The sequence below is a fragment of the Streptomyces sp. NPDC047841 genome (genome assembly GCF_040704085.1).
Classification (GTDB): domain Bacteria; phylum Actinomycetota; class Actinomycetes; order Streptomycetales; family Streptomycetaceae; genus Streptomyces; species Streptomyces argyrophylli.
On record NZ_JBEYRP010000014.1, the window covers coordinates 174,273 to 192,514 of the forward strand.

17 protein-coding genes are annotated in these 18,242 nt (G+C 75.2%); 10 read left to right on the top strand and 7 right to left on the bottom strand.

What is annotated here, in order from left to right:
• Nucleotides 1-26 precede the first annotated feature (26 nt).
• Together AB0947_RS24550 and AB0947_RS24555 are read right to left on the bottom strand one after the other, a co-directional pair.
• Nucleotides 27-2,174: a phage holin family protein gene (locus AB0947_RS24550; RefSeq protein WP_366752490.1), complete on the bottom strand. Its 2,148-nt coding sequence runs from the start codon at nucleotides 2,172-2,174 to the stop codon at nucleotides 27-29.
• 148 nt (nucleotides 2,175-2,322) lie between these two features.
• Nucleotides 2,323-2,754, bottom strand: coding sequence for a hypothetical protein (locus tag AB0947_RS24555; protein WP_171151089.1), 432 nt, complete (start codon nucleotides 2,752-2,754; stop codon nucleotides 2,323-2,325).
• An 84-nt stretch (nucleotides 2,755-2,838) separates the two neighbouring features.
• Between AB0947_RS24555 and AB0947_RS24560 the strand changes: the two genes are divergently transcribed.
• Together AB0947_RS24560 and AB0947_RS24565 are read left to right on the top strand one after the other, a co-directional pair.
• Nucleotides 2,839-3,612, top strand: coding sequence for an MBL fold metallo-hydrolase (locus AB0947_RS24560; RefSeq protein WP_366752611.1), 774 nt, complete (start codon nucleotides 2,839-2,841; stop codon nucleotides 3,610-3,612).
• 53 nt (nucleotides 3,613-3,665) lie between these two features.
• Nucleotides 3,666-4,229 carry a VTT domain-containing protein gene (locus tag AB0947_RS24565; protein WP_366752612.1) on the top strand — a complete coding sequence of 188 codons (564 nt, stop codon included), beginning with the start codon at nucleotides 3,666-3,668 and terminating at the stop codon, nucleotides 4,227-4,229.
• Nucleotides 4,230-4,249: 20 nt separating this feature from the next.
• Here AB0947_RS24565 and AB0947_RS24570 read toward each other — a convergent pair whose 3' ends face one another.
• The 3 genes from AB0947_RS24570 to AB0947_RS24580 all read right to left on the bottom strand — a co-directional run bounded on the left by AB0947_RS24570 (nucleotide 4,250) and on the right by AB0947_RS24580 (nucleotide 7,837).
• Complete coding sequence (locus tag AB0947_RS24570; RefSeq protein ID WP_366752491.1) at nucleotides 4,250-5,320, bottom strand: MBL fold metallo-hydrolase; 1,071 nt, start codon at nucleotides 5,318-5,320, stop codon at nucleotides 4,250-4,252.
• Nucleotides 5,317-6,576 (bottom strand): aminotransferase class I/II-fold pyridoxal phosphate-dependent enzyme, encoded by a 1,260-nt coding sequence (locus tag AB0947_RS24575; protein WP_366752492.1) that lies wholly within the window; start codon nucleotides 6,574-6,576, stop codon nucleotides 5,317-5,319. Before AB0947_RS24575 ends, AB0947_RS24570 begins: the two co-directional genes overlap by 4 nt.
• A 268-nt stretch (nucleotides 6,577-6,844) precedes the next feature.
• Nucleotides 6,845-7,837: a hypothetical protein gene (locus AB0947_RS24580; RefSeq protein WP_366752493.1), complete on the bottom strand. Its 993-nt coding sequence runs from the start codon at nucleotides 7,835-7,837 to the stop codon at nucleotides 6,845-6,847.
• Between the two features lie 401 nt (nucleotides 7,838-8,238).
• Between AB0947_RS24580 and AB0947_RS24585 the strand changes: the two genes are divergently transcribed.
• The 4 genes from AB0947_RS24585 to AB0947_RS24600 all read left to right on the top strand — a co-directional run bounded on the left by AB0947_RS24585 (nucleotide 8,239) and on the right by AB0947_RS24600 (nucleotide 11,726).
• Nucleotides 8,239-10,035 (top strand): thiamine pyrophosphate-requiring protein, encoded by a 1,797-nt coding sequence (locus AB0947_RS24585; protein ID WP_366752494.1) that lies wholly within the window; start codon nucleotides 8,239-8,241, stop codon nucleotides 10,033-10,035.
• A 115-nt stretch (nucleotides 10,036-10,150) separates the two neighbouring features.
• Nucleotides 10,151-10,528, top strand: a complete 378-nt coding sequence (locus AB0947_RS24590; RefSeq protein ID WP_366752495.1) for a DUF2795 domain-containing protein — start codon at nucleotides 10,151-10,153, stop codon at nucleotides 10,526-10,528.
• Complete coding sequence (locus AB0947_RS24595; protein ID WP_366752496.1) at nucleotides 10,525-11,178, top strand: diguanylate cyclase; 654 nt, start codon at nucleotides 10,525-10,527, stop codon at nucleotides 11,176-11,178. The genes AB0947_RS24590 and AB0947_RS24595 overlap by 4 nt, the downstream gene beginning before the upstream one ends.
• A gap of 5 nt (nucleotides 11,179-11,183) precedes the next feature.
• The gene (locus AB0947_RS24600) at nucleotides 11,184-11,726 is read left to right on the top strand and encodes a type 1 glutamine amidotransferase domain-containing protein (protein ID WP_366752497.1); all 543 of its coding nucleotides are present in this window, start codon (nucleotides 11,184-11,186) and stop codon (nucleotides 11,724-11,726) included.
• A gap of 74 nt (nucleotides 11,727-11,800) precedes the next feature.
• On the opposite strand, the gene AB0947_RS24605 is transcribed toward AB0947_RS24600, so the two are convergent.
• On the bottom strand, nucleotides 11,801-12,088 hold the full coding sequence (locus tag AB0947_RS24605) for a DUF6158 family protein (protein ID WP_366752498.1): 288 nt from the start codon (nucleotides 12,086-12,088) through the stop codon (nucleotides 11,801-11,803).
• Nucleotides 12,089-12,145: 57 nt separating this feature from the next.
• Between AB0947_RS24605 and AB0947_RS24610 the strand changes: the two genes are divergently transcribed.
• Nucleotides 12,146-13,264 carry a Vms1/Ankzf1 family peptidyl-tRNA hydrolase gene (locus tag AB0947_RS24610; RefSeq protein WP_366752499.1) on the top strand — a complete coding sequence of 373 codons (1,119 nt, stop codon included), beginning with the start codon at nucleotides 12,146-12,148 and terminating at the stop codon, nucleotides 13,262-13,264.
• A 49-nt stretch (nucleotides 13,265-13,313) separates the two neighbouring features.
• On the opposite strand, the gene AB0947_RS24615 is transcribed toward AB0947_RS24610, so the two are convergent.
• Entirely contained in the window at nucleotides 13,314-14,933 is a 1,620-nt protein-coding gene (locus AB0947_RS24615) for an ATP-binding cassette domain-containing protein (RefSeq protein ID WP_366752500.1), read from the bottom strand.
• 597 nt (nucleotides 14,934-15,530) lie between these two features.
• On the opposite strand from AB0947_RS24615, the gene AB0947_RS24620 reads away from it, so the two are divergent.
• From AB0947_RS24620 to AB0947_RS24630, 3 genes are all read left to right on the top strand, one after another.
• Nucleotides 15,531-17,027 (top strand): phosphatase PAP2 family protein, encoded by a 1,497-nt coding sequence (locus AB0947_RS24620; RefSeq protein WP_366752501.1) that lies wholly within the window; start codon nucleotides 15,531-15,533, stop codon nucleotides 17,025-17,027.
• Nucleotides 17,028-17,175: 148 nt separating this feature from the next.
• On the top strand, nucleotides 17,176-17,997 hold the full coding sequence (locus AB0947_RS24625) for a class I SAM-dependent methyltransferase (protein WP_366752502.1): 822 nt from the start codon (nucleotides 17,176-17,178) through the stop codon (nucleotides 17,995-17,997).
• A gap of 42 nt (nucleotides 17,998-18,039) precedes the next feature.
• The gene (locus AB0947_RS24630) at nucleotides 18,040-18,210 is read left to right on the top strand and encodes a hydrophobic protein (protein WP_366752503.1); all 171 of its coding nucleotides are present in this window, start codon (nucleotides 18,040-18,042) and stop codon (nucleotides 18,208-18,210) included.
• Nucleotides 18,211-18,242: the final 32 nt, after the last annotated feature.

Here is an 18,242-nt window from a genome sequence, read left to right on the forward strand (position 1 = left end):
GACGTCCCCGCGGGCTCGGCCGGATGTCAGGCGGCCCGCTCCTCCTCCACCGCCTCGGTGAGCGGCACCTGGGGTCCGTCCAGCTCGCTCAGCCAGCGGCGCAGCACATGGTGGACGTGCTCGGCGCCGGTCAGTTCCGCACCGTCCGCGGCCGGTGCGGACAGCTCGTGCGGGGAGAGCAGGAACGGGTGGGACTGGGCGCCGCCGAGCCCGCCGTGCGAGCCGATCTGTTCCTCGAAGGCGAGGACTTCGCCGTCGGCGGGGTCGTAGGCGGAGTTCACCATGATGTCGGCGGTGTGCGGGAAGGAGTGGGTGCGGCGGACGGCGTCGGCGGCACCGGGGCCGAAGCGGGCCAGCGGGCCGGCGTCGTCGTCCAGTTCGGCCAGGGGGATCTCGGCACCGTAGGCACCGAGGACGACGCCGTCGTGCTCCTCGCTGCGCACGAGGAGGAAGCCGATGCCGGGATGGTTGGCGAGGGTGGTGAGCAGGGCGGGGTGGCGGGCGTCGATCTCCTCCTTGGTCATGCGGTGCGGGACGTCCGGGAAGGAGATGAGCCCGAGGTTGCCGGAGGCCAGCACGATCGGCTCGGAGCGGCGGGAGGGGCGGTGGTGCTCGCCCTTCTCCTCGACCGGCCGGCCCAGGGCGGCGCGGACGGCGGCGCGGGCCTCGGCGCCGCTGCGGGTGCGCTGGGCCCGGCGCGGGACGGGCAGTCCGCAGCCGGCCCGGACCAGGTCGCCGAGGGTGAGGCCGTAGCGGGCGCGGAACGTTTCGCCGGGGCTCTGCCCGTGGTCGGAGAGGACGACGATCCGGTAGGGGCGCGGGGCGTGTTCGGCGACCCGTTCGAGGAGGGCGAGGGAGCGGTCGAGGCGTTGCAGGACCTTCTGGGCGTCGCGGCTGTGCGGGCCGGAGTGGTGGGCGACCTCGTCGTAGGCGACGAGGTCGGCGTAGACGGCGGTGCGGCCGGCGAGCATGTCGCCCATGACCGCGGTCACGACGACGTCCCGTTCGACGACGGTGGCGAAGGCGCGGACGAACGGGTAGAGGCCGCCCCGGCCGACGCGCGGGCGCTCTGCGCGCAGACGGGCGCGGGTGGACTGGCCGATCTCGCGGCCCACCTCGGCGACGAACGACAGCGCGGTGCGGACGGCGCCCGCCGGGTCGCGGAAGTAGGCGAAGTACCCGGCGCGGGAACGGTTCGCCGGTCCGCGGCGGCGGGTGGCGATGGACAGGACGAGGGCCTGCTCGCCTGCGCCGCCGCTGAACAGGTTGCCCCGGCTGGCGCCGTCGACGGTGAGCAGTCCGCCGTCGCCGGTGTGCCGGATGGCCCGGCGTTGCAGTTCGGCGGCGCTCGTCGGCCGGTTGCAGACCATCACCTCGCCCCGGTCCTTCTCGTACCAGCGGAAGGCCGGCACGTCGAAGGTGCTGCCGTGCAGGATGCCGAGCTGGCTGGCGCCGGTCTGGCTGGACCAGTCGGTGCGCCAGGGCGTGAGGCGGTGGGTGGGCCGGACCCGGCCGGCCGCCGGTCGCGGGGCGCCCTCCGCCGGCGGTGTGCGCCCGCCCCCGCTCACCGGCCGTACGCCCTCGCCGCCGGACAGCCAGCGGCCCACCGTCGGCATCAGCCCCTTGCGGACCGCGTCGACCAGGACGTCGTGGCCGACGCCGTCGAGCTGCACGCACAGCAGTCCGGGCGCGGTGGGGCAGGGCGGGTGGTCCCGTCTGCCACGGGTGGCGAGGCGGTGCAGGCGGCGCCGGTAGGTCTCGTCGTCGCGCACCGCGAGGGCCGCGCCGGTGGCGGAGGCGACGGCGGACATCACGGCGGCCACGATGACGGCGGTCTCGGGCGCGGCCTCGCCGCGCCCGGAGGGATTGATGCGCAGGGCGAGCAGCAGCAGGGAGCCGTTCAGGAAGAAGACCAGCAGGCCGAGGACGAGGGCGGGGACGAGCAGCAGCAGGCGGACCAGGAGCGGCCAGACCACGGCCGAGAGGATGCCGAAGGCGCCGGCACCGCACGCGGCGGCCACGGCGATGCGGGTGGCGCTGTCACCGTCGGCGGACTGGAGCCGGAAGTCGGGCAGGATCGCGGCGAGGACCAGCATGGTGACCGTGGAGACCGCCCATACGGCGATGCTGCGCCCGACCTGACTGGCGATCCGTCGCCACCGCACCCCGCCCACGCCCCGCACACCTCACGTCCCGGCCCTCCCCCGCCCTGTGGCCGGGGGGCCTCCTCTCGCTTCACCGGCCCGATCGAGCCCGGCTCCACCTTGTCACACGCGCGGCCGTCCGCCCCGGCGGGTCGTCGGGAGCGGGGCCGGGGCGGGGTCACCGTCCGTCGTAGCCGGCCGTCGGCATGGACAGCCGGCGGTGCACCCGCGCCTTCATCTGCGCGTCGTACGCGGGCTCGGCCCGCCCCACCGTCTCCACGCGCACGCCCCGGCGCGCGCACTCGGCGGTGAACTCCTCCACCGACGACAGGGCCCTGCGCAGCACCCGGAGGCTGGGCGCGACGAACACGTCCACCCCGGGCCGCACCCCGTCCCAGAGCGCGCAGTGGTCGAAACGCAGTCCGCCGACGAGGAGTTCCCGGGCGACCACCAGGCCGCGCTCGGCGGCCCAGCGGGCGCACATCGCGTGCTGGCTGCGCGAGTCCACCAGGAAGGGGTCGGCCTCCAGCTCCTCCAGGGGCGTGAGGCTGGCGATGGCGGTGACCCGCACGGTCGTGAGCGCCCCGAAGGCACCCCGCGGCTGTCCCATGGCGTCCCCCTCACCTCCGGGTTTCGCCGCCGACCCTACTCCTGCCCGTAGGCTTCGGGGAGTCGCGTGAAGGAGGCGAAGAAGGTGCCGGTGGAGATCACGTGGTGGGGGCACGCCACCTGTGCGCTGGAGGATGCGAACGTACGCCTGCTGACCGACCCCCTGTTCGCCCGGCGGCTGGCGCACCTGCGCCGCCGCCGGGGTGCGGTGCCGCCCCCCGGGGCCCGCCGTGCGGACGCGGCGCTCGTCTCCCACCTGCACGCCGACCATCTGCACCTGCCGTCGCTGGCCTGCCTCGAACCGGGCACGCGCCTGCTCGTGCCCCGGGGCGCACCACGGGCGGTGCCCGGTCTGCGCCGGCTGCGACAGCTGCGCATCACCGAGGTCGTTCCCGGGGACGAGGTGCGCATCGGCGAGCTGCTGGTGCGGGTGGTGCCGGCGCTGCACGACGGGCGGCGGCTGCCGGTGGGTCCGCACCGCTCGCCCGCGCTGGGCTACGTCGTCGAGGGCGAGGCCCGGACGTACTTCGCCGGGGACACCGGGCTGTTCGACGACATGGCCGAGCAAGTGGGGCCGGTGGACGTGGCGCTGCTGCCGGTGGGCGGCTGGGGGCCGTACCTCGGGGAGGGCCATCTGGACGCGGGCCGCGCGGCCGGCGCGCTGGCCCGGCTGGGGCCGCGGCTGGCGGTGCCGGTGCACTACGGGACGTACTGGCCGATCGGCATGGACGCGGTGCGCCCGCACGAGTTCCACGCGCCGGGTGACGAGTTCGTGCGGCTGGCGGCGGTGGCCGCGCCGGGGGTGGCGGTGCACAAGCTGGGGCACGGGGAGAGCGTGCGGCTGGAGGTCGCGCGGTGACGTGGCTCGCCGACGTGTCGCGGGCGGTGACGCCCGGGCCGGCGCAGCAGCTGATGGGCTATCCGTCGTTGTTCCTGCTGGTGCTGATCGGGGCGCTGGTGCCGGTCGTGCCGACGGGCGCGCTGGTGAGTTCGGCGGCGGTGGTGGCGTTCCATCAGACGGCGCCGCTCTCGCTGGCGTTGGTGTTCCTGACGGCGTCGCTGGCCGCGTTCCTGGGGGACGCGGCGCTGTACTGGCTGGGGCGGCGCGGGATGCGGTCGAAGAACGGCTCGCGGTGGCTGGAGGCGATACGGTCGCGGGCGCCGGAGGAACGGCTCGCGCAGGCGCGGGGGAAGCTGGCCGAGCACGGGATCGCGGTGCTGGTGCTGTCCCGGCTGCTGCCGGCCGGGCGGATACCGGTGATGCTGGCCTGTCTGATGGCGGAGTGGCCGCTGAGGCGGTTCGCGCGCGGGAACCTGCCCGCCTGTCTCGCCTGGGCGGCCACCTACCAGGTGATCGGGATACTGGGGGGTTCGCTGTTCGCCGAGCCGTGGGAGGGCGTGCTGGTCGCGGTGGTGCTGACGGTTCTGGTCAGCGCGGCGCCCGGTGTGTGGCGGCGGGTCCGGGCCGCCGGGTGAGGGCGCGCCGGGACGCGGTGTCAGTCGAGCACTCTTGAGGCGCCGATCGGCAGGTCCCACAGGTCCTCGCGCTCCAGCCCCGCCTTCTCCCAGGCCGTCCGCACCCTGGTGAGCGGCTCCAGGACCGGTTCCGCGGCGAGGACGAACGTGGCCCAGTGCATGGGGGCCATGCGGCGGGCGCCGAGGTCGAGGGTGGCCTGCACCGCTTCCTCGGGGTCGCAGTGGACGTCGCTGAGCCACCAGCGGGGGTCGTAGGCGCCGATGGGCATCAGGGCGAGGTCGATGCCGGGGTAGCGGCGGCCGATGCGGGAGAACCAGTGGCCGTAGCCGGTGTCGCCGGCGAAGTAGAGGCGCTGCCCGTCGGGGCCGGTGAGGACCCAGCCGCCCCACAGGCTGTGGCAGGTGTCGGTGAGGGTGCGCTTGGACCAGTGGTGGGCGGGGACGAAGTCGAAGCGGACGCCGGACAGTTCGGCGCCCTCCCACCAGTCGAGTTCGGTGACGCGGGTGAACCGGCGGCGGCGGAACCAGCGGCCGAGGCCGGCGGGCGCGAACACCGGGGTGTCGCGCGGGAGCCGGCGCAGGGTGGGGGCGTCCAGGTGGTCGTAGTGGTTGTGGCTGATGACGACGGCGTCGACGCGGGGCAGGCTCTCCCAGGGCACGCCGACGGGGGTGATGCGGGCCGGGGTGCCGAGGATGCGGCGGGACCAGACGGGGTCGGTGAGGACGGTCAGGCCGCCGATGCGGACGATCCAGCTGGCGTGCCCCGCCCAGGTGACGGCGAGGGTGCGGGTGTCGACGCGGGGCAGCGGGGCCGGGGCGTAGGGCAGCCGCGGGATGTCGGCGAGGCCCTCGGGCCCGGGGCGCACGGCGCCTTCGCGGGCGAAGCGGGCGAGGGCCTTCAGGCCGGGCAGCGGTGCGGTGAGCCGGTCGTGGAACGTGCGCGGCCAGACCCGTTGTTCGCCGAGCGGGCGGGGCTCGGCCAGGGGCGGGAAAGGGGGCGCGAGGGGGGCCGGCGCGGCGGGTTCGCCGGCTGCCACGGCCGTCGTCGTGGCCGCGCCCGGCTCCTGCGTCTGCTGCGTCTGCTGCGTCATCGAGGAGGCTCCCATCGCTGAGCGTCGTCGCGGAGATGGCCGAAGGCCGACCTCAAGGAGATCAACGCACGGTGCACGTGTGGCAGTTCCAACGGTTCGGGTGAGCTGAGGCATTCCGTGCGTTCCTCGTCCGTGGCGCCCAGCAGCGGCCCGGTGGCGAGCCGGACGCGCAGCGCCGCGAGGTCGTCGCCGAAGCGGTGGCCGCCGGGCGCGGGCATCCCGAGCCGTGCGCCGAGGAGGTCCTCCAGTTCCTGTGCGTCGGTGACGCCCTGGGCGGCGAGCGGTTCGCGCAGCGGGCCGAGGTCGACGTACAGGTGCCGGCCGGCCTGCGGGGGCCGGGCGAGCGCGCCGGCGGCCACGACGGCGGCGTGCGCGGCGGCGGCCACGCGCGCGTGCAGCCGTACGGTGGCCTCGCGGCGTTCGACGACGGGCGGGGGCTCGTCCAGGGCGTAGCCGGCGGCCGCCGCGACCGGTGCGGGGAGGCGGGCGGCGAGGGCGGTGAGGATGTCGAGCACGCGCGCGTGGAGGCGCCGTCCGCCGTCGGTGGCCGGGAAGCGGGCGACGGCGGCGGGCCAGCCGGGCGGCAGCAGGGAGCCGGCCAGGTCGGTGACGACGGTGACGTGCTCGGGCCACATCTCGGCGGGGCTGAGCAGGACGGTGTCGTGCGGGGCGTGCAGGGTGTCCCGCCAGGTCTCGTCGCTGACCAGGTGCAGGCCCTCGGCGGTGGCGGCCTCGACGGTCTCGTGCAGCAGTTCGGGCGGGGTGACGGTGGCGGTGGGGTCGTCGGCGACGGACAGCACCAGCAGCCGCGGGTCGCCTCCCTCGGCGCGGACCCGGCGGACGGTCTCCAGCAGGGCGTACGGGTCGGGGACCCCGCCGCCCTCGGCCGGGGTCGGCACGTGGTAGGCGGGCCGGCCGAGGACGCGGGCGTACGGGGCCCACCAGGCGGGGCAGGGCCGGGGTACGAGGACGTCGGCGCCGTCGCCGGCGAGCGCGGCGGTCAGGGCGAGCAGCAGGGCGGGGGCGCCGGGTCCGGCGGCCACCTGGTCGGGGACGCAGGGCAGGCCGCGGCGGGTCCAGTAGCCGCAGGCCGCCTCCAGCAGGGCGGGGGCGCCGCCGACGGGGTGGGCGTCGGCGCGTCCCGCGGCGGCGGAGAGCACGGCGGAGAGTTCGGGGAGCACGGGCAGGCCGTCGCCGGGGAGCGGCGGGCCGTACCGGACGGGACCGTGGCCTTCTCCGGGGTCCGTCCGCCGCATGTCCGCCTCCGCGCAGTCCGTGGTGCCGTCGTGCCGCCCGCTCCGGGCCGTGCCGTCGCCGGGGGCCGCCGGGCCGTCCGCGTGTGCCGTGTGGATCTCCGACCTGCCTGGGCGGGTGTCCGTGTCGTCGTCCGTGTCGTGCCGCGTCGTGAGGTGTCCGGGACCGGCTCGTGCGGCGGGCGGTTCCGGTGAGGTCCCCCGTCGGTGCCCTCGGGAGGTGTGTACCCGCCGGACGGACCTCCATGGGCGGCGCCGGAAGTCGCCCGGATCACATCCCCGCGTGCGCGCCTCCCCGCAACCGCCGGTGACCGGACAGCCGGTAGCCGGCACCCGCGCAGGCGGCGGCGATGAGGGCGGCGCCGGCGGCCAGTGCGGGGACCGAGCCGCCGAAGGTGCCGCCCTGTCCCGCCTCCACGCCGTGCTGGACGCCGGCGGGCGCGCAGGTGTCGGATGTTTCGGACGCGCGGCAGGTACGGCCGTCCGGGCAGCCCCCGTCCCCGGACTCCGCGCACCAGGCGCCGTCATGACCGCAGGAGCCCGCCCCCGCACCGGCTCCCGCGCCCGCGCACTCCCGCCCGGAACCGTCCTGCCCGGCGGAGTCCTCGCCCGTCCCGGCGGGGTCCTTGCCGGCGCTCTCCCGCCCGGCGGAGTCCTTGCCGGTGCCGTCCCGCCCGGCGGAGTCCTTGCCGGTGTCCTGCCGTCCACCGCTGCCCTGCCCGGTGCCGTCCCGCCCGGCTCCCGCCCCGCCCCCGTCCTGTCCCCCGCCGTCCGGTCCGGGCACCTGTCCGGGCCCCACCTCACCCGCGCCGACCCGGCCGGCACCGTCCTGGCCGAGGCCCCCTTGGCCGAGGCCCTCCGGCCCGATGCCCTCCGGCCCGAGGCCCTCCCACCCTTCGCCCGGCCCGGCCTCCGCGCCCTCCCGCCCGGCGGTCCGCGGGCTGTCCGGGCCGCACGGTGTGCCGTCCCCGCAGGCCGTGGCCGCAGCCGTGGGGGCCTTGCCGCTCCGGGTGACGGGGTGGCCGCCGGCCGAGGACCCGCCCGGCGTCCCGGGGGCGAAGGCGCAGGGGCCGTCGGCGGTCCGGGCGGCGGCGGGGCCGGTGGCGGCGGACAGCGCGACCGGCACCGGTGCGCCGGCGGGGTCGCAGGACGCGGGGGCCGTGCGGGTGCCGGGGGCGGCGCCGGCGACGGCGGCCGGGCCGGTGAGGGCGAGCACGGCACCGGCGGCGAGGGCGGCGGACAGGGCGCGGACGGTGCGGCGCATGGGCGGGGCTCCTCGGCGAACGACAGGCGGCGGGCGGCGGACAACGGGCGGCGGCGGGACGGCCGGGCACCGGTACGCGGTACGGCGTCCACCGGCGTACCGGCCGCGCGCGGTGCGACCGCCGTACACCGGCGTCGGCGGCACCGTGCGGTGCCCGGGTGACGGAGGGACACGGGGCGTGCCCTCGCTGCCATGACAGCCCGCGCACCGCCGCACCGCGCGCGGCCGGAGCCCATTCGCGGGACACACGGGGCCGGCCGGGTGACGGTCCGGCCGACGGCGCGTACCGGGCGTCCGGAACCCGCTCCCGTACCCGCCCCGAGGTTTTCCGCCCCCCGCGCAGGTCACTCGGTAGTCACTGACCGGATCGTCCGCTTCCCACTGCACCGGGAGGTCTCTCCATGAGCACCAAGGTCTCGGACCACATCCTCGAGCGCCTGCGCGCCTGGGGGGTGGAGCAGGTTTTCGGCTACCCGGGTGACGGCATCAACGGGCTGCTCGCCGCCTGGGGCCGTGCCGAGGACCAGCCGCGGTTCATCCAGTCGCGGCACGAGGAGATGTCCGCGTTCGAGGCGGTCGGGTACGCGAAGTTCAGCGGCCGGATCGGGGTGTGCGCGGCGACGTCCGGACCGGGGGCCATCCATCTGCTCAACGGCCTGTACGACGCGAAGCTGGACCATGTGCCGGTGCTGGCCATCGTCGGGCAGACCAACCGGACGGCGATGGGCGGTTCGTACCAGCAGGAGGTGGACCTGCACACCCTGTACAAGGACGTCGCCTCGGAGTTCGTCGAGACGGTGACCGTGCCGGAGCAGCTGCCGAACGTGCTGGACCGGGCGATCCGGACGGCGTACGCCCGGCGCTGCCCGACCGCGCTGATCATCCCCGGCGACGTGCAGGAGCTGGACTACTCCCCGCCGACGCACGAGTTCAAGATGGTGCCCTCCAGCCTGGGGATGAGCGACTCCACGGCGACCCCGACGGACGAGGCGCTGCGCCGGGCGGCGGACGTGCTGAACGCGGGCGACAAGGTGGCCATCCTGATCGGCCAGGGCGCCGCGGGCGCGGTCGCCGAGGTCCGCGAGATCGCCGAGATGCTCGGCGCGGGGGTGGCGAAGGCGCTGCTCGGCAAGGACGTGCTGAGCGACGAACTGCCGTACGTGACCGGGCCGATCGGGCTGCTGGGCAGCCGGCCGTCGTACGAGATGATGCGGGACTGCGACACACTGCTGACGATCGGCTCGTCCTTCCCGTACACACAGTTCATGCCGGACTTCGGCAAGGCGCGGGCGGTGCAGATCGACATCGACCCGCACATGATCGGCATGCGCTACCCGTACGAGGTGAACCTGGTCGGCGACGCCCGGGAAACGCTGCGGCGGCTGATCCCGCTGCTGCAGGCGGACGGGCGCGGGCGCGAGTGGCACGACACGATCTGCGCGAACGTGAAGCGCTGGCACGAGACGATGGAACGGCGGGCCGGGCTGTCGGCCGACCCGATCAACCCGGAGTACGTGGCCCGGGCACTGGACCCGCTGCTGCCGGACAACGCGATCCTCACCTCCGACTCCGGTTCGGTCGCCAACTGGTACGCGCGGCACATCACGATGCGGCCGGGCATGCGCGGTTCGCTGTCGGGGACGCTGGCGACGATGGGCCCCGGTGTGCCGTACGCGATCGGGGCGAAGTTCGCCCACCCGGACCGGCCGGTGGTCGCCCTGGTCGGGGACGGGGCGATGCAGATGAACGGCCTGGCGGAGATGATCACGGCGGCGAAGTACCAGGACCGCTGGTCGGATCCGCGGCTCGTGGTGGCCGTGTGGAACAACCAGGACCTCAACCAGGTGACCTGGGAGATGCGGGCCATGGAGGGCGCCCCGTCGTTCCTGCCGTCGCAGTCGATCCCGGACGTGCAGTACGCGGCGTTCGCCCGGTCGCTCGGTCTGACCGGGGTCCGGGTGGAGAAGCCGGAGGACGTGGAGGCGGGCTGGCGGGCCGCCCTGGACGCGGACGGACCCGCGGTGATCGAGTTCCTCACCGACCCCGCCGTCCCGCCGATCCCGCCGCACGCCGGCTGGGAGCAGATGGAGGCCACGGCCGCGTCGATCCTCAAGGGCGACGCCGACCGGGGCTCGATGGTCAAGCAGGGGCTGAAGGCGAAGGTGCAGGAGTTCCTGCCGGGCCGGCAGAAGCACTAGTAGTGCTTCGTCACGCCGGGTGATCCCGCCCGGCGGTGGCCGGACGGCGCCGACCCCGTGTCGGACGTGCGGTACCGGGTACGCGGTGCGGACCTTCGACCCTCTGGAGGGAGACATGCAGCGAGGCAGTGACCGGCTGAGCGTCCACCGGGACGACGAGATGAAGCACGAACTGAAGGGGCTGCTCCGGTCCGGCCATCCCACGCGCGCCGAGGAGTGGCACGACCCGGAGCCCGCCGCGGACGACGATCCGGAGGTGTGGAGCGGACCCGTGGGCGGTCTGGGGTCTCCGGCGTCGCTGGAGCGGACCCGGCTGGAGCTGGCCCGGCACCTGAGCCGGCACGCCTTCCCCGCGAAGCCGGGCGAGCTGGCCCGGGCGCTGCGCCGGGGCAACGCGCCCGGCGGGCTGATCGACGCGGTGGCCGCGCTGCCGCACGGCGGCCGGTACGAGAACGTGCAGCAGCTGGCCGAGGCGGTGGTGGGCGGCACATGAGCCAGGACCAGGCGGCCGGCGTCGCGCGCGGTGCCACGGTCGACGTGGGGGACGCGACCACCCGGTTCCTGCTGTACGGGCTGCTGCCCGGCTGGTTCGTGCCGGGGCTCGCCGACTGGGCGATGCACCGGCGGACCCGGATCGAGGAGACGGCGGGGACGAAGGAGTCCCTGATCCATTCGCTGATGATGGCCGAGGTGGGCCTGCCCATCGCGCTCACCCTGCGCTACGAGGTCAATCCGCTGCTGCTGTCCGTGCAGCTGGGCGCGGCGGCGGTGCACGAGGCGACGGCCCTGTGGGACGTGCGGACCGCCGTCCACAGCGACCGTGAGGTCAAGCCCGTCGAGCAGCACATCCACAGCTTTCTGGAGTCGCTGCCGTTCGGCGGGCTCGCCTCGCTGATGTGCCTGCACGCCGACCAGGTGCGGTCGCTGCTGCGCGGCGGGCGCGGGGACCCGGACGTGTGGCGTCTGGTACCGCGCCGGCGCCCGCTGTCGCCCGGCTACCTGGCGGGCATCGGCCTCATGATCGGCGCCTGTGTGCTGCTGCCGTACGGGGAGGAACTGATGCGCTGCCGGCGGGCGGCCCGGGCGCGCAAGGGCCGGGCCCGGGCCCACCGGGCAGCACTGCGGAGAGTGAAAGGAAGCTGAGGATCATGCGTATCGCGTTTCTGGTGGCACCCGAGGGAGTCGAGCAGGTCGAGCTGACCGAGCCGTGGGAGGCGGCCTCCGGTGCCGGGCACCAGCCGGTGCTGGTGTCGACCCAGTCCGGGAAGATCCAGGCGTTCAACCACCTGGACAAGGCGGACACGTTCCCCGTGGACGAGGTGGTGGGTGAGGCGTCGGCCGGGTCGTTCGGCGGTCTCGTCCTGCCGGGCGGGGTGGCCAACCCGGACTTCCTGCGGATGGACGAGAAGGCCGTCGCGTTCGTGAAGGACTTCTTCGAGCGGGGCCGTCCGGTCGCCGCGATCTGCCACGCGCCGTGGACGCTGGTGGAGGCGGACGTCGTACGCGGCCGGGTGCTCACCTCCTGGCCGAGTCTGCGCACGGACATCCGGAACGCCGGCGGCACCTGGGTGGACGAGCAGGTCAAGATCTGCGACCACGGCTCCAACCAGCTGGTGACCAGTCGCAAGCCGGACGACCTGAAGGCGTTCTGCGACGCGTTCCTGCACGTGTTCGCCGGTGAGGCCGGCTGACCGGCCGCGGGACGTGAGGGGGCCGGCCCGTCAGGGCCGGCCCTTTCGTGTGGGTGCCGCGTCCCGTGGGGGCGTCAGGTGCCGGGGGTGCCCGGAGCCGCCGCCTCGCCACAGCCGCGCTCACGGGCGCCCTCGCGGGTGCGGGCGGCGCTCACCAGGCGGCGGGGGTTGCGGCGCAGGTACTCGCCCTCCAGCTGCGCCATGCGCTCGTTGTGGGCCCGCAGTGCGTCGTTCGAGCCGTACAGGAGAGTGTCGTGGCGCGTGCGGTGGATCGTCTCCAGCTCCTTCATGAGCTGCTGGTCGTCCAGCCGGCTGGGGTCGACTCCGGTCATGGTGGTGCCCCGCTCGTCGTGTTCGTTCATGGGCTACGGGTACCCGCCCGGCACGCACTGCCCCCGAGCGATTTCCGGGAGGAATCCATGGAGCTCGCGTTCCTGAGTCCACTGTACGAACATCCGGGGTCCTGGGCCTCCGCTTACGTCGACCTGTCGCAGCACGACGAGGACATGGCGCACCGGCGGCACCTGACGGCGGAGGCGGTGGCCCGGCGACTGCGCGAGCAGGGCGCCGACGAGGCCACCTGCCGGGCGGTGTACGACACCGTGGACGCGCTGCGGCACAGCCCGGAGCCGTACGGGCGGGCCGTCTTCGCCCGCAACGGCGAGATCGTGCTCCAGGTGCCGCTGACCCGGGCCCCGCCGCAGGGCCTGGTGCACTGGGGCACGCTGCCGCACGTCACGCCGCTGCTGGACCTGGCCGGGGAGGACCCGGTGTCGCTGGTGGCGTACGTCGACCGCACCGGTGCCGACTTCGAGCTGCGCAGCGCGGTGCTCCAGGAGGAGACCGGGCACGTGCTGGGCAGCCGGCAGTGGCCGATGCACCGGGCGAAGGCCTCCGACTGGTCGGAGCGGCACTTCCAGCTGAAGGTGGAGAACACCTGGGAGCACAACGCCCGGGAGATCGCCGAGGCCCTCGCGGCCTGTCAGGCCGAGACCGGGGCCGATCTGCTGATCCTGTGCGGGGAGGAGCGCGAGTGCCGGTCGGTGCACGAGCAGCTGCCCCAGCCGCTGCGGGACCGGGCCGTCCGGGCCGCGCACGGCATCGGCAGCAGGCTGCTGCCGCGGGAGGTGGAGGACATCCGGGCCCGGCACGTCCGCGAGCGGGTGCTGGCCGACGTGGACCGGTACCGGGCCGCCCGGACGCCGGACGAGGAGCGGCGGGCCGCGGCGGTCGAGGGTGTGCCGCAGCTGATCGAGGCGGCGCGCGAGCACCGGCTGGCCGAGCTGCTGATCCGTCCGGACGCGCCGGACACCCACCGCGAGGTCTGGATCGGCGAGGACCCGGACCAGCTGGCGGCCCGCCGTACGGAGCTGAGGAGCATCGGCGAGGAGCACGCCTGGCCGGCCCGCGCCGATGACGCGCTGGTGCGGGCGGCCGTGGTGACGGACGCGCCGGTCGTCTCGCTGACGCCGGTGCTGGAGGAGGCCGGCGACGAGGTCGCGGCGGGCGGCATGGGCGCGCTGCTGCGCTGGAGGTGACGGCCCCGGCGCCGCGGACCGGCCGGGCGGCGCGGCGGGCGGGCCCGGGTCAGCGGGCCCGGTCCACCCGCCGCTCGTCCCAGACCGGTTCCGCCGTCTCGCGGACCCGGCCGTCGGAGCCGAAGACCAGGAAGCGGTCGAAGGAGCGGGCGAACCAGCGGTCGTGGGTGACCGCGAGGACCGTGCCCTGGAACGCCTCCAGACCCTCCTGGAGGGCCTCGGCGGACTCCAGGTCGAGGTTGTCGGTGGGCTCGTCCAGGAGCAGCGCGGTGGCGCCGGCCAGCTCCAGCAGCAGGATCTGGAAGCGGGCCTGCTGTCCGCCGGAGAGCCGGTCGAAGGTCTGTTCGGCCTGCTGGGTGAGTTCGTAGCGGCGCAGCCGGGACATGGCGGCGCCCCGGTCCTGGGCGTGCTCCTTCCAGAGGATGTCCAGGAGGGTGCGGCCCTGGAGCTCGGGGTGGGCGTGGGTCTGGGCGAAGTGGCCGGGTACGACCCGGGCGCCCAGCTTCCACTGCCCCGTGTGGGCGACGTCCTCGCCGGCGAGGAGTCGCAGGAAGTGCGACTTTCCGGAGCCGTTGGAGCCGAGGACGGCGACTCGTTCGCCGTAGAAGACCTCCAGGTCGAACGGCTTCATCAGCCCGGTCAGTTCGAGTCCCTGGCAGGTGACGGCCCGTACGCCGGTCCGGCCGCCCTTCAGCCGCATGGTGATGTCCTGCTCGCGGGGCGGCTCCGGCGGCGGGCCGGCCTCCTCGAACTTGCGCAGGCGGGTCTGGGCGGCCTGGTAGCGGGAGGCCATCTCGTGGCTGACGGCGGCTGCCTGACGGAGCGTCAGCACCAGCTTCTTCAGCTGGGCGTGCTTCTCGTCCCAGCGGCGGCGCAGCTCCTCGAAGCGGGCGAAGCGTTCGCGGCGGGCGTCGTGGTAGGTGGCGAAGCCGCCGCCGTGCACCCAGGCGTCGGCGCCGGCCGGGCCCGGTTCGACGGAGACGATCTTCTCGGCGGCGCGGGCGAGGAGTTCGCGGTCGTGGGAGACGAACAGGACCGTCTTCCGGGTCTCCTTGAGCTGCTCCTCCAGCCACCGCTTGCCGGGCACGTCGAGGTAGTTGTCCGGCTCGTCCAGCAGCAGCACCTCGTCGGTGCCGCGCAGCAGCGCCTCCAGCACGAGCCGCTTCTGCTCGCCGCCGGAGAGGGTGCGCACCTGCCGCCACTGGGCGCGCTCGTACGGCACGCCGAGCGCGGCGGTGGTGCACATGTCCCACAGGGTCTCGGCCTCGTAGCCGCGGACCTCGGCCCAGTCGGCGAGGGCCTGCGCGTACCGGAGCTGGGCCGCCTCGTCGTCGACGGTCATGATGGCGTGCTCGGCCTCGTCGACCGTCTTCGCCGCCTCGCGGATGCGGGGCGGGGCGACGGAGACGAGCAGGTCGCGCACGGTCGTCTCGTCCCGCACGGAGCCGACGAACTGGCGCATGACGCCGAGGCCGCCGCTGACGGTCACACTGCCGCCGTGCGGTTTCAGCTCTCCGGAGATCAGCCGCAGCAAGGTGGTCTTGCCCGCGCCGTTCGGGCCGACCAGGGCGACGGCGGCCCCTTCGCCCACCCGGAAGGACACGTCGCCGAGCAGCGCCCTCCCGTCGGGGAGGTAGTACTCCAGGTGCGCGGCTTCCAGATGTCCCATGGCCAGGCATTCTCCGAGCCACCCCCCGTCCGGGGCAAACCCTTATCCACCCCCCCGGCCCGCCGCCCGATGGGCCGTGAGCGGAACCGCCGCGGGGGCGGGGGTCCGCCGAGCCCGCCCGGCCACGCGGCGGACCGGAACACCGGCCGGCACGGGGGGCCTGCGGGGCCGCTCCGGTGGCGTGCGGTTGTCGAGGTGCCGGACAGGTCTTGGTGGCAGGCTCCTGCGGACCATCGCCGTCTCGGGCCCCGCTTCCGGGCCCTCGGGGGACAGCGGCACGAGGACCCCGTACCCCACCCTCCGTCGCGGGCCGGACGTCACGGAGACCGCGCGCCACCGCTCCCGCACCGGCCCGCGCGTACGCCGGCCGGCTCTCCCCGGCCCCCGAAAGCCTCCTCGCGGTGACGGACCCGTCGGCTGTCCCGTCGTCCCCGGCGTCTCGCCCGCCGGGCGGTGCCGGCCCGGGCCGGGCGCGGGGGTGTCCGGCAGACGGTTCGGGCCGGACGGGGAGCAGGGGCGGCCGGGGTCTTCCTGTCTCACCCGGTCGGCGGGCGGGGACGAGGACAAGAAGCGGGCGCTTCCGGGTAAGCGGACCCCATGAGCCCAGACGTGGACCTGACTGCCCCCGCGGCCGCCGCCCGCACCCCGCTGCGCACGCTGCTCAACCTCGACGGCCGTGTGTTCAACGCCGCCGCCGCCTGGCACTGGCCCGGCGCCGAACACGTCCTGCCCCGCCTGAGCCGCAGCGCGAACCACGGGGTGCTGTGGTTCGCGACGGCCGCCGCGATGGCCGCGAGCCGCACGCCCCGGGCTCGCCGGGCGGCGGCCCGCGGACTGGTCTCGCTGGGCCTGGCCTCGTTGACGATCAACACGCTCGGCAAGCGCTCGGTGCGCCGGGCCCGGCCGGTGCTGGACCCGGTGCCGCTGGTGCGGCAGCTGAAGCGGCAGCCCATCACCACCTCCTTCCCGTCCGGCCACGCGGCGTCCGCCGCCGCCTTCGCCACCGGCGTCGCCCTGGAGTCCCCGGCGTGGGGCGCCGCGGTGGCACCGGTGGCGTTCTCGGTGGCGATGTCCCGGGTGTACACGGGGGTGCACTTCCCGAGCGACGTACTGGCCGGGGCCGCACTGGGCGCGGGCGCCGCCTTCCTGGTGCGGCGCCTGGTGCCGACCCGCTCCCAGATCCGGCGCCCCGACCGGCCGCGCGCCGCGGCCCCCGCGCTGCCCGAGGGCGACGGCCTGGTGGTGGTCGCCAACCGGGCGTCGGGGACGGCGGACCGGGTGCGGGCGCTGCACGACGCGCTGCCGAGGGCGGAGATCGTCGAGTGCGCGCCGGAGGAGGTCGGCGAGGAGCTGGAGAAGGCGGCGGCCCGCGCCCGGGTGCTCGGGGTGTGCGGGGGCGACGGCACGGTGAACGCGGCGGCCGGGATCGCGCTGCGGCACGATCTGCCGCTCGCGGTGCTGCCGGGCGGCACCCTCAACCACTTCGCCTACGACCTGGGCGTGGAGGACGAACGCCAGCTGGCCCAGGCCGTCCGGTACGGCGAGGCGGTCCGGGTGGACGCGGCCCGGTTCACCACCCCGGAGACACGGGGGCTGTTCCTCAACACGCTGAGCCTGGGCGTGTACCCGGAACTGGTGCGCGCGCGGGACGGCTGGTCGAGCCGGATCGGCGGCTGGCCGGCCGGGGTGCTCGGCGCGCTGCGCGTGCTGCGCGCCGGCCGGCATCCGCTGGAGGTGGAGCTGCGCGGTGAGCGGCGGCCCCTGTGGCTGCTGTTCGTCGGCAACGGCGTCTACCACCGCATGGGCCTCACACCGGGCCGCCGTACCGATCTGGCGGACGGCCTGCTGGACGTGCGGGTGGTGCACGGCAACGGCAGGCCCGCGCTGCGGCTGCTCACGGCGGCGGTCGCGGGCCCGCTGACCCGCTCGCCCGGGCACGCGGCGGTCCAGGTGGACCGGCTGCGGCTGACCGGCATCGCGCCGGACACCCCGCTGGCGTACGACGGTGAGGTGACGACGGTGTCGGGCGAGATGACCCTGGAGAAGCTCCCGGAGGCCCTGACGGTCTACCGCCCCCTGCCGGCCACCCGCTGAGGGCGTGCGGGACAACCCCCTCCGCCCACACCGTCGTTGTCCACATGGTGAAATCCGGGTCTCATCATTCGGTATGCCCGCGTACGGTTGGGCCGTACCGGCGGATGGGTCCGGCCGGTGACGCCGACGAGGGTGAAGGGGTTCAGCCATGCCGAAAGCGCAGGAGACCGCCGTCTACACGCACGGGCACCACGAGTCGGTGCTGCGGTCGCACACCTGGCGGACCGCCGCCAACTCCGCGGCCTACCTGCTCGGCGTGCTGAAGCCCCACATGCGGATCCTGGACATCGGCTGCGGGCCCGGGACCATCACCGCCGACCTGGCGGAACTGGTCCCCGACGGCCGGGTCACCGGCGTCGACCGGGCCCCCGGCGTCCTGGAACAGGCCCGGGCCACCGCGGCCGGCCGCGGTCTGACGAACGTCGACTTCGCGGTGGCCGACGTCCACGCCCTGGACTACCCGGACGACACCTTCTGCGTGGTCCACGCGCACCAGGTGCTCCAGCACGTCGGCGACCCCGTGCGGGCGCTGCGCGAGATGCGCCGGGTGACGAGGCCGGGCGGGTTCATCGCCGTACGGGACGCGGACTACGCGGCGATGACCTGGTATCCGGAGGCGCCCGGCCTGGAGGACTGGCTGGACCTGTACGAGCGGGTGGCCCGGGCCAACGGCGGCGAACCCGACGCCGGGCGCCGGCTGGCGGCGTGGGCGCGGGCCGCGGGCCTGCGGGACGTCACGGCTGGCTCCAGCACCTGGACGTTCGCCACGCCCGAGGAGCGGGCCTGGTGGAGCGGGCTGTGGGCGGACCGCACCCTCGCCTCCGACTACGCCGACCGGGCCACGCGGGGAGGTCACGCGACGGTGGAGCGGTTGCGGGCCGTGTCGGAGGCCTGGCGGGACTGGGGCCGGCGGGAGGACGGCTGGTTCGCGGTCCTGCACGGGGAAATTCTGTGCCGTAAAGATGCCTGATGCGCGAATTTCGGGGAACCTGGACACCAGGAGGTTCACACTATGGTTCCCATCCTGCTGGTCCTGCTTCTGGCACTGATTCTGTTCGGTGCCGGATTCGCGTTGAAGGTGCTGTGGTGGATCGCCCTCGTCGTACTCGTCGTCTGGCTGCTGGGATTCCTTGTGCGCGGCACGACCGCGGGCGGCGGCAGGGGCCGCTGGTACCGGTGGTGAGCGGTCCGCCGCGCTAGTGCCCGGCGCGGCCC